Consider the following 8,833-nt stretch of genomic DNA (forward strand, 5'->3'; position numbering starts at 1 on the left):
ATGATCGCCAATCTGGGCATCCTGGTGCCGGTCGAAGACGATCGCTTCCGGGCGGTGGTGGATTGCTATCGGTTGGCGCTCGCGCTGCCCGTGCATGCCGAAGGCGTATCGGCTGCGGGGAATCCGTGGCATCGCTTTGTCGTGGGTGGGGCGACGCTGACCATCCATACGGGTAGCGGTGGCCAGTTTCCGTACCCTGGGTTTCGTCCGACCGGCCATGGCATTGCGTTGGCCATCGAAGTGGCGCATGTGTCGGAAGCCGTCGCGCGACTGGAGTCGTGTCGCGTCAGTATCCTGAACGAATGGGACTACGGCGACGGCACGATCGCGATTTCCGTGGCCGATCCGGCGGGAAACGTCTGCGAGATCTGGGGCCGTCCGTGACCGCGTATCGGTACGGCGGGCCGCAAAAAATTCGAAGGAGATGCCGATGTCGATGTTTGCGGTGAATGGCGTGCGAATCGATCCGCTCAGCGCGCGCGTGACACACGTGCGCTGGGCGGCCGTGAATCCGGCTGACCGGTCGTGGGCGGCGACGCCCAGCGAAGCACCGGTGGCGGACGTGGCGCGCGCGCTCGCGTCCGGAAACGATGTCCGCGCAATCTTCTCGGCATCGGACGCCACCGCGATCGGGCCCCGGCTGAAGCGCGTGCTGTATCGCGATGCATCGGAAGGCATCGAACTCGACATCGATGCAACGAACGAGTCGCGTACTTTGCGCGACCTGCCGCAAATCTGACCGGCGCGGCATGCGTCAGCGATGGCGCTTGCCGCCGCATGGAGGGCGGCACCTGGCCGAATGGCTGCTCGCGCGACGTCGATCGCGAGGAGTAGTATTGGATGACCGTCATGCTGCATTGGCGGTTGCGCCGAACGGTCTGACGGGCACGTGATCTTGAGCCAGCCCGTTTTACCGGAAGCGAACATCGCAAACGCGTACGAGATCATGTCGAGACCGCTCATCGCCCTGTTGGCATCCGCTCTTTGTCTGGCATTGTCGGCTTGCCAGACCGCGCCCGAGCCGTCTCCGCTACCGTCGCCCGACACCGCGTCGGTTGCCGCGGCCGTGCCGGCATCGTCGCCGTCCGAGCCGATCCGTGGCGTCGGCCAGGCACCTCATCTGGCAGGGCAGAGCCACTGGGCCACTGGTCAATGCACGACCAACGGTACCGTCAAGGTGTGCAACTGAACATGACCGATGCCGAGGCAGCGTGGCCCGTTCCGCGCGGACGAAGGCGCGTTGTCGTGGGTCGATGCTCACCTTCGTCGATCCCGACCATTTTCCGGCGACAGACAGCCTGTCTCGGCGCTTCGATCGGGTGTCCGGCCTCGATGAGCCGGTTGTCGTCGATATGGGCGATTGCGCGATGAACGACGAAAGCGAAACCACCGATTCCTCCGGCTGGCATGTCGATCCCGACGCGGAAACTGTCGTCGGCCGGTTGCCGATGACGCTGGCGGTTGACGGCCGGAGCCTGAAAGGAAGGGCGATCGCGTGCGCGGTGCTGGCCGTGGCGAGCCTGTGCGGTTACGCGGCCGCGCCGGCGCTTTGGCCGGTGGCGGCACTGGCCGTGTTGCTGGCGCTGGCGGGGGCCGCCTTCTTCGTGTCGTCGCGACGCAGGATGGCGCTGCAGGTCGACGAGACGGGCTTCAGGCTGATCGGGGCTTTGCGCGAGCAACCCGTCACGCGATGGCGTGACGTCACCGAATTCCGGATCATCAGCGTTGCCGGAAATCGCTACATCGGCTACCAGTTCTCGGCGCTTTCATCGCGCAACAAGGTACCGGGTGGCGTGATGCTGCCGATCGCCCGGTTTGCCGATCTGCCGCTCGATGCGGTGGCCGGATTGCTGGAGGCATGCCGCCGGCAGTTCGGCGTGCCGGGCAACGAGGTCGACCTGACGGGCCGATGACGCCCGATGCGGGGAACCCGCGTGCGCCGATCCCCGGGAAAACAAAAAAATGTCCGCCGCCGTGTCGATTTCCGCCGGGTTCGTCCGTCGTAGCATCGGAGGCGTGCGCATCGCGCGTCCGTCCCGATTCCGATACGACAACCGCCCGAAGGAGCGACACCCATGTCTACGTCCGTCAAACCGATCCCGGAAGGGATGCGCACGCTGACGCCGCACCTGATCTGCGCCGGCGCAATCGCAGCCATCGATTTCTACAAGCGCGCGTTCAATGCGAGCGAACAGTTTCGCCTGGCGATGCCCGACGGCCGGCTCGCGCACGCGTGCCTCGTGATTGGCGATTCGACACTGATGCTGGTGGATGAAATGCCCGAGCACGGCGCGCTCGGGCCGAAGGCACTGAAAGGCACGTCGGTGTGCCTGCACCTGTACGTGCCGGACACCGACGCGGCGATCGCGAAGGCGGTCGCGGCCGGCGCGACGGTCACGATTCCGGCTGCCGACATGTTCTGGGGCGATCGCTACGGACAGGTCGAGGATCCGTTCGGCCATCGCTGGTCGCTCGCGACGCATCAGCGCGACCTGACGCCCGAGCAGATCGCGGAGGCCATGGCCAGCGCGCCGCCGTGCGGAAGCTGACGCAACCACGCAGCCGCAGTTGAGCGGCGGGGCGGCAGGGTGGTGGCAGGCGCCTGCGCCCGGTCCGCCCGCGCTTACGTGCCGGCCGTCTTGCCGCGCTGCTTGTCCTCGTACATCCGTTGATCGGCCGATGCGAGCAGGTCGGCCACGTCGCGATGGTGTGCGGGATCGTAGTCGACGTGGCCGACACTGAACCGGATGTCATAGCCGCGTGCGTCGGCCGCGTTGCGCAGCGCGAGCGCCTGCGTCACGCGTTCGACCGGCTCGGCAACGTCGGCCGGATCGGTGGCGCTCAGCAGCACGACGAACTCGTCGCCGCCAAGCCGTGCGACCACGTCGCTGTCGCGCAGCGCGCCCGTCAGCGTGTCGGCGAAGGCCTTGAGCGCGTGGTCGCCTTCGGCGTGGCCGAAGCGGTCGTTGATCGACTTGAAATCGTTCAGGTCGAAGAACAGCAGCACCGCGTGACGGTCGAGGCGATCGCACAGGCTCAGCACGTGGCGGGCGAGAATCTCGAAGCCGCGCCGGTTGGTCAGTTGCGTGAGCTCGTCGGTGGTCGCGAAATGCAGCGCGGCGATCTCGCGCTCGGTCATGTGGGCGAGATCGCCGAGCAGCGCGAGTTCGTCGGGTTCGAGCGAGCGCGGCCGCGTGTCGATCAGGCACAGCGTGCCGATGGGTGCGCCGTTCGGCGCCGTGAGCGGTCGACCGGCGTAAAAGCGGATGCCGGGCGCGCCGGTGACGAGCGGATTGTCGTGGAAGCGATTGTCGTTCAGCGCATCCTGGATCACCATCGTATTGCCCTCGAGCAGCGCATGGGCGCAGAACGACACGTCGCGCGACGTTTGTGTGACGTCGAGCCCGGCATGGCTCTTGAACCACTGCCGATCGGCGTCGACGAGGCTGACGAGTGCGATCGGTACATCGAACAGCCTGCGTGCGAGACGCGTCAGGCGATCGAAGCGCTCTTCGGGTGGCGTGTCGAGGATCGAGAGCGAATGAAGCGTATCGAGCCGGGCCGCCTCGTCGGCCGGTTTCGGTGCGATTTGCATGGGCCTTGCCTTTTGTCCCGGCTGCGACGCCGGTTACGGGATCGTATGTCGGACAGTATCGCGCATTGTTCGGCGCATCGCCACGTTGCGAATCCGCCGGCCGGTGGTTTCGGCCCGGCGCGAATCGATGCAGATCGGGTGCGAAGCAGGCGCCATGGGCCCGCGTTTCGCCCCGATGCTCAATCGGAGGCGCGATACCTCAAGGTGCCCGGCGCAGTGCCGTAAACAGGACGAGTCCATTCGTTCATCGCTTCCCATCGCACCATGGTTCGATTCCTGTACGCGGGCTATCTCGCGTTTGCGCTGTATCTTCTTTATCCGATGGTCCAGAACACGCTGGCATTCGGCGTCGTTTGCGTGAGCAGCGCGCTGCCCGGCGGTTTGCCGACGTCTTCGGCAAGCGGCGCGAGCGGACACGCGAATCGCTGTGCGCCGACGACGCAGGCCGGTGCGGCGACCGCGCGGACGCCCGACATCCATTGAGTGCGGCGGCGCGCTGGCCATTCGGCTGAATTGAGCTTCGCGCCGCGCTCGCCGATCATCAGCAACACGGCGGATCGAACACGGGGCAAGCGCCGCGCGGCCTGCGTCAATAGCTGGAGCGGTACGGCGTGCCCTGGTCGAAGCGGCTTTGCCAGTGCGTGAGATAGCGCGACGCGAGTTGCGGGTTGTTCCACACCACGACGACGTTCTCGGAATTGCGGCTGGCCGCCGATGCGCTGTAGTTGAACGAGCCCGTTTCGACGTGCTCTGCGTCGATCACGAGGTACTTGTCGTGATGGATCGCATAGGCGTCGATCGTGCGCGTCGGGATACCTGCGTTGACGAGCAGGTTCAGCGCCTGCTTGCTGCTTTTTGCGCGATTGCCCTTGTCGTCGACGACCACCGCGACATTCACGCCGCGTCGCTTGGCCGCGAGCAGTGCGCGCGTGACAGGCGGCGACGTGAACGAATAGGCGGCGACGCGGATCGAGCTGCGCGCGGCGCCGATTGCTTTCAGCACGAGCGCTTCGGCACCGCCGTCGGGCGAAAACGCCGATTCGACGACCTGTGTCGCGGGTGCTTCGTGAGTAGGGGCCGGCAGCCAACGCGACACGAGGTCGATCGCCTGCTGAAGCAGCGATTCACTTTGCGTCTTGCCGAAGGCGGCGAACGGAGTGGCGAGCAGGGAGGCGGCGAGACAGGCAGCGGCGAGGCGATTGCGCGACAACATCTTGGACAGCGAACAATTTCGAGACAGCGGGCCGTGAGTGTAACGCAGACGTGGCGGCCCGGTCACGTGTGGATGAGACGGGATGACGCATCGCGATGACCGCGGTGGCAGAGGCGGTGACGCAAAGTTGCGTTGTGCGGGATCCGAGTGCGTGATCGGGTTGATCAGCGGATGGAGTCGAAAGCAGCGCGCGATTGCGCGTGCGTTGGTGGGGGAATCGCGGCATGCAAGCCCTGCGCGCGTGCAGCCGGGCGGGTTCGATGCGGCCCGTGACAGCAGCGCGCGTGCGACTAACGATCTGCGTGCGTTACGCGTTCATTCATGGATGCACGACGCTGCGTCAATCCTCGGCCGCGGGCGCCCCGGCCGCCTCGGCTGCAATCCACCCGGGGCCACGCTCCGGCTGCACGTCGCGTGCGTCGAGCGGTTCGCCGCACGCGGAGCATACGGTGACCGCATGCATCAGATGGCCGCACGTGCGGTGACGCAACTGCACCGGCGGCCCCTGGCCGTCGTCTTTCCAGCGGTCGCCCCACGCCGTCAGCGCGAGCAGGGTCGGGTAGAGGTCGAGGCCCTTGTCCGTCAGCCGGTATTCGAACCGCGGCGGCCGCTCCTGGTACGCGCGCTTGACCAGCACGCCTTCGTCGACGAGTCGCGCGAGCCGTTCGGCCAGCACATGGCGCGTGAGGCCAAGCTGGGCCTGGAACGCGTCGAAGCGGCGGCAGCCGAGGAACGCGTTGCGGAGGATCAGCATGGTCCAGCGGTCGCCGAGCACGGCGAGCGTACGCGCGACCGAACAGTTCAGCGTGCCGATGTCATCCCATTTCATCGTCGAGTCTCTTGCATCCTTTGCGGCGGTTCGGCGAAATAGCGGGTTCGATTATAGAACCCGTCTTCGGTTGCAACGGGCCCGGCCACGTTGACAACGGGCGCCGTCGTTGCCAATAATTAGTTCCAATTTAGAACTTACTCGCGCGGCGACGCGCTTTCAACCCGGAGACAACCCGATGAACCCGCTTTCCCTGTCTGGTCTCGATCTGTTGCGCGCGGCGGTATCGGGCGATGCGCCGCTCGCGTCGATTTCCGAGACGATCCCGATGCGTCCGCTCGACGTCGAACTCGGTTATGTGAAGTTTTCGGCGCGGGCGGACGGCCGGCACCTGAATCCGCTCGGTGGCGTGCACGGCGGGTTCGCCGCGACGGTGCTCGATTCGGTCACCGGGTGCGCGGTGCATTCGATGCTGGATGCGGGCGTCGGCTACGGCACGGTCGACCTGCATGTGAAGATGCTGCGGCCCGTGCCGCGCGACGTCGACCTGGTCGCGGAAGGGCGCGTGATCCACCTGTCGCGTTCGCTGGGCGTCGCGGAGGGCACGCTGAAGACCGCGGACGACAAGATTGTTGCGCATGCGTCGGCAACCTGTTTCATCCAGCGGCCGCAGTGACGGCGGGCGGGAGCGCCATCGTCCGGGCCGGCGCGTGAACCTCGTTGCCGGCGCCGAAGGCCGCCTGTAAGCGTGGGCGGCGCCTGTCTGAAGCAGTCGCTTCAATGTGATAGCGTTCCTGCTTTCCACCGACGCGACAGGAACAGCATGGAATACCGCACACTTGGCGATTCGGGCATCGAGGTCAGCCTGATCGGCCTGGGCACGATGACGTGGGGCGAGCAGAATTCGGAGCGCGATGCGCATGAGCAGATCGACTACGCGATCGGGCAGGGCGTCACGCTGATCGATGCCGCGGAGATGTATCCGGTGCCGCCGAAACCCGATACGCAGGGGCGCACCGAGGCGTACATCGGCACCTGGCTCGCGCAGCATCGCGCGCAGCGCGAGCGCATCGTGCTCGCGACGAAAATCGCGGGGCCGGCGCGGCAGCCGCACAATCCGCGCCATATTCGCGGCGAAGGCAACCAGTTCGACCGCAAGAACCTGACCGAAGCGCTCGACGGCAGCCTCAAGCGCCTGCAGACCGACTACGTCGATCTCTACCAGCTGCACTGGCCCGATCGCAGCACGACGACGTTCGGCCGTCCCGCCTATCCGTGGGTCGACGACGCCTATACGGTGCCGATCGAGGAAACCCTCGGCGTTCTCGCGGAATTCGTGAAGGCCGGCAAGGTGCGTGCGATCGGCGTGTCGAATGAAACGCCGTGGGGCGTCGCGCAGTTCCTGCGCGCGGCCGAGAAGCTCGGGCTGCCGCGCATCGCGAGCATCCAGAATCCGTACAGCCTGCTGAACCGCACGTTCGAAAACGGGCTGTCGGAATTCACGCATCGCGATGGCGTCGGCCTGCTCGCGTATTCGCCGCTCGCGTTCGGCTGGCTGTCCGGCAAGTACGAAAACGGTGCGCGTCCGGCCGGCGCCCGCATCACGTTGTTCGAACGCTTCCAGCGCTACAGCAAGCCACAGGCCGTCGAGGCGACGTCGCGCTATGTCGCGCTCGCGCGGCGTCACGGGCTGTCGCCCGTGCAGCTCGCGCTGGCGTTCGTCAACAGCCGGCCGTTCACGCGCAGCAACCTGATCGGGGCGACGTCGCTCGAGCAGTTGAAGGAGAACATCGGCAGCGTCGACGTGAAGCTGTCCGACGAGATCCTCGCCGAGATCGACGTGCTGCACGAACTGCAGCCGAATCCTGCGCCGTAAACGGCGCCCGGCCCGCGCGGCGGCGATGCCGCGACGGGCCGCACCGGCAGCGCATCGCCGCGCCGTCGGTTCTTCCGTTATCGCATCTTGAGCCGCGTGCGCGCGACGAACAGCGCGGCGAGGCTCAGCAGCGCGCACCCCATCAGATAGAGCGCCGGCGACAGCCGGTTGCCGGTCGCGCTGATCAGCCAGGTGATGACGAACGGCGCGAAGCCGCCGAACAGCGTGACACCCGTGTTGTAGCTGACCGCGAGCCCCGTTGCGCGGGTCTGCGACGGGAACAGCTCGGCCATCAGCGCCGGCAGCGCGCCGCAGTACATCGCCTTCAGCGCACCGATCCAGACCAGGGCGGCGAGCATCGTCGCGAACGACGCGTGACGCGTGAGCCATGCGAACGTCGGGTACACGGTGACGAGCATCAGGACCGCCGCGACCGCCATCATGCGGATCCGACCGGTGCGATCGGACAGGTGGCCGACGACCGGCGTGACGAGCGTGAGCACGAAGCCGGTCGCGAGCGTGGCAGCGAAGCCCGTCGAGGCGGGCAGGCCGAGCTGCTTGATCGCGTAAGTCGGCATGTACAGGATCATGTAGTTGATCGCGGTCGAGATCACGAGCGCGCCGATCGACAGCAGCACCCGCACCTTTTGTTCCGCGAACAGCTCGCGCACGGGCGCTTCCGAACGTGCCTGCGTCTTGAACTCAACGCCCTCGTCGACGTAGCGGCGGATATACAGCCCGACCGGGCCGATCGCGAGCCCGAACAGGAACGGCACGCGCCAGCCCCAGCTTTCGAGTTGCGCGGTCGTCAGCGTGGCGGTCAGCAACGCGCCGAAGCCCGATGCGAGCAGCGTCGCGAGGCCCTGGCTCGCGAACTGCCAGCTCGACATGAAACCGCGCCGCTGCGGTGCATGCTCGACGAGGAACGCGGTCGAGCTCGCGAATTCGCCGCCCGCGGAAAAGCCTTGCATCAGCCGCGACAGCATGATCCCGAGCGGCGCGAGCAGGCCGATCGATGCATAGGTCGGCATCAACGCGATCAGCAGCGTGCCGGCCATCATCATCGCGATCGACAGCAGCAGCGACGCCTTGCGGCCCGCGCGATCCGCGTACGCGCCGAGCACGAAGCCGCCGATCGGCCGGATCAGGTAGGACAGCCCGAACGTGCCGAGCGTCAGCATCAGCGACGTCGCTTCGCTGGTGGCGGGGAAGAACAGCTTGGCGATCGTCACCGCGAAGAAGCCGTAGACGATCAGGTCGAACCATTCGAGTGCGTTGCCGATCGACGCCGCGAAGATGATGCGCCGGATCTTCGCGGCGCTGGGGCGGGCGGCTTCCTGCGAGGTCAGGGTGGTCGTATTCATCGTGTGTGCAGGTCCC

Annotated in this window: 12 protein-coding genes; 8 read left to right on the plus strand and 4 right to left on the minus strand. The window is 66.5% G+C overall.

What is annotated here, in order from left to right; genetic code table 11:
- The 5 genes from CFB39_RS08395 (at position 1) to CFB39_RS08415 (ending at position 2,549) form a co-directional block, all read left to right on the plus strand.
- The gene (locus tag CFB39_RS08395) at positions 1–384 is read left to right on the plus strand and encodes a VOC family protein (RefSeq protein ID WP_089472709.1); all 384 of its coding nucleotides are present in this window, start codon (positions 1–3) and stop codon (positions 382–384) included.
- A gap of 46 nt (positions 385–430) precedes the next feature.
- On the plus strand, positions 431–739 hold the full coding sequence (locus CFB39_RS08400) for a phosphatidylserine/phosphatidylglycerophosphate/cardiolipin synthase (RefSeq protein ID WP_046546333.1): 309 nt from the start codon (positions 431–433) through the stop codon (positions 737–739).
- A 207-nt stretch (positions 740–946) separates the two neighbouring features.
- A complete protein-coding gene (locus tag CFB39_RS41135) occupies positions 947–1,189 on the plus strand; it encodes a hypothetical protein (RefSeq protein ID WP_089473249.1) in 243 nt (80 codons plus the stop codon).
- A gap of 178 nt (positions 1,190–1,367) precedes the next feature.
- Positions 1,368–1,913 (plus strand): aspartyl-tRNA synthetase, encoded by a 546-nt coding sequence (locus CFB39_RS08410; protein ID WP_089473250.1) that lies wholly within the window; start codon positions 1,368–1,370, stop codon positions 1,911–1,913.
- 162 nt (positions 1,914–2,075) lie between these two features.
- Positions 2,076–2,549 (plus strand): VOC family protein, encoded by a 474-nt coding sequence (locus CFB39_RS08415; protein WP_089472710.1) that lies wholly within the window; start codon positions 2,076–2,078, stop codon positions 2,547–2,549.
- A 74-nt stretch (positions 2,550–2,623) separates the two neighbouring features.
- Here CFB39_RS08415 and CFB39_RS08420 read toward each other — a convergent pair whose 3' ends face one another.
- Positions 2,624–3,595: a diguanylate cyclase gene (locus tag CFB39_RS08420; protein ID WP_089472711.1), complete on the minus strand. Its 972-nt coding sequence runs from the start codon at positions 3,593–3,595 to the stop codon at positions 2,624–2,626.
- Between the two features lie 264 nt (positions 3,596–3,859).
- Here CFB39_RS08420 and CFB39_RS40745 point away from each other — a divergent pair, with 264 nt between their 5' ends.
- Positions 3,860–4,078 (plus strand): hypothetical protein, encoded by a 219-nt coding sequence (locus CFB39_RS40745; RefSeq protein ID WP_089472712.1) that lies wholly within the window; start codon positions 3,860–3,862, stop codon positions 4,076–4,078.
- Between the two features lie 106 nt (positions 4,079–4,184).
- Here CFB39_RS40745 and CFB39_RS08430 read toward each other — a convergent pair whose 3' ends face one another.
- Positions 4,185–4,808: a phospholipase D family protein gene (locus CFB39_RS08430; protein ID WP_034201824.1), complete on the minus strand. Its 624-nt coding sequence runs from the start codon at positions 4,806–4,808 to the stop codon at positions 4,185–4,187.
- Positions 4,809–5,148: 340 nt separating this feature from the next.
- Positions 5,149–5,637: a helix-turn-helix domain-containing protein gene (locus tag CFB39_RS08435; protein ID WP_069247882.1), complete on the minus strand. Its 489-nt coding sequence runs from the start codon at positions 5,635–5,637 to the stop codon at positions 5,149–5,151.
- 178 nt (positions 5,638–5,815) lie between these two features.
- Between CFB39_RS08435 and CFB39_RS08440 the strand changes: the two genes are divergently transcribed.
- Together CFB39_RS08440 and CFB39_RS08445 are read left to right on the plus strand one after the other, a co-directional pair.
- A complete protein-coding gene (locus CFB39_RS08440) occupies positions 5,816–6,253 on the plus strand; it encodes a PaaI family thioesterase (protein ID WP_039358790.1) in 438 nt (145 codons plus the stop codon).
- 147 nt (positions 6,254–6,400) lie between these two features.
- Positions 6,401–7,453: an NADP(H)-dependent aldo-keto reductase gene (locus CFB39_RS08445; protein WP_089472713.1), complete on the plus strand. Its 1,053-nt coding sequence runs from the start codon at positions 6,401–6,403 to the stop codon at positions 7,451–7,453.
- Between the two features lie 77 nt (positions 7,454–7,530).
- Here the strand turns inward: CFB39_RS08445 and CFB39_RS08450 are convergent, their stop codons facing one another.
- Positions 7,531–8,817 (minus strand): MFS transporter, encoded by a 1,287-nt coding sequence (locus CFB39_RS08450; RefSeq protein ID WP_089472714.1) that lies wholly within the window; start codon positions 8,815–8,817, stop codon positions 7,531–7,533.
- Between the last annotated feature and the right edge of the window lie 16 nt (positions 8,818–8,833).

It is taken from the genome of Burkholderia sp. AU6039 (genome assembly GCF_002223365.1).
GTDB lineage: Bacteria > Pseudomonadota > Gammaproteobacteria > Burkholderiales > Burkholderiaceae > Burkholderia.

Excerpts from the sequence above, each read along its gene's own strand:
- CFB39_RS08395 (WP_089472709.1), top strand. The coding sequence starts at position 1 with ATGATCGCCAATCTGGGCATCCTGGTGCCGGTCGAAGACGATCGCTTC.
- CFB39_RS08400 (WP_046546333.1), top strand. The coding sequence starts at position 431 with ATGTCGATGTTTGCGGTGAATGGCGTGCGAATCGATCCGCTCAGCGCG.
- CFB39_RS41135 (WP_089473249.1), top strand. The coding sequence starts at position 947 with ATGTCGAGACCGCTCATCGCCCTGTTGGCATCCGCTCTTTGTCTGGCA.
- CFB39_RS08410 (WP_089473250.1), top strand. The coding sequence starts at position 1,368 with ATGAACGACGAAAGCGAAACCACCGATTCCTCCGGCTGGCATGTCGAT.
- CFB39_RS08415 (WP_089472710.1), top strand. The coding sequence starts at position 2,076 with ATGTCTACGTCCGTCAAACCGATCCCGGAAGGGATGCGCACGCTGACG.
- CFB39_RS08420 (WP_089472711.1), bottom strand. The coding sequence starts at position 3,595 with ATGCAAATCGCACCGAAACCGGCCGACGAGGCGGCCCGGCTCGATACG.
- CFB39_RS40745 (WP_089472712.1), top strand. The coding sequence starts at position 3,860 with ATGGTTCGATTCCTGTACGCGGGCTATCTCGCGTTTGCGCTGTATCTT.
- CFB39_RS08430 (WP_034201824.1), bottom strand. The coding sequence starts at position 4,808 with ATGTTGTCGCGCAATCGCCTCGCCGCTGCCTGTCTCGCCGCCTCCCTG.
- CFB39_RS08435 (WP_069247882.1), bottom strand. The coding sequence starts at position 5,637 with ATGAAATGGGATGACATCGGCACGCTGAACTGTTCGGTCGCGCGTACG.
- CFB39_RS08440 (WP_039358790.1), top strand. The coding sequence starts at position 5,816 with ATGAACCCGCTTTCCCTGTCTGGTCTCGATCTGTTGCGCGCGGCGGTA.
- CFB39_RS08445 (WP_089472713.1), top strand. The coding sequence starts at position 6,401 with ATGGAATACCGCACACTTGGCGATTCGGGCATCGAGGTCAGCCTGATC.
- CFB39_RS08450 (WP_089472714.1), bottom strand. The coding sequence starts at position 8,817 with ATGAATACGACCACCCTGACCTCGCAGGAAGCCGCCCGCCCCAGCGCC.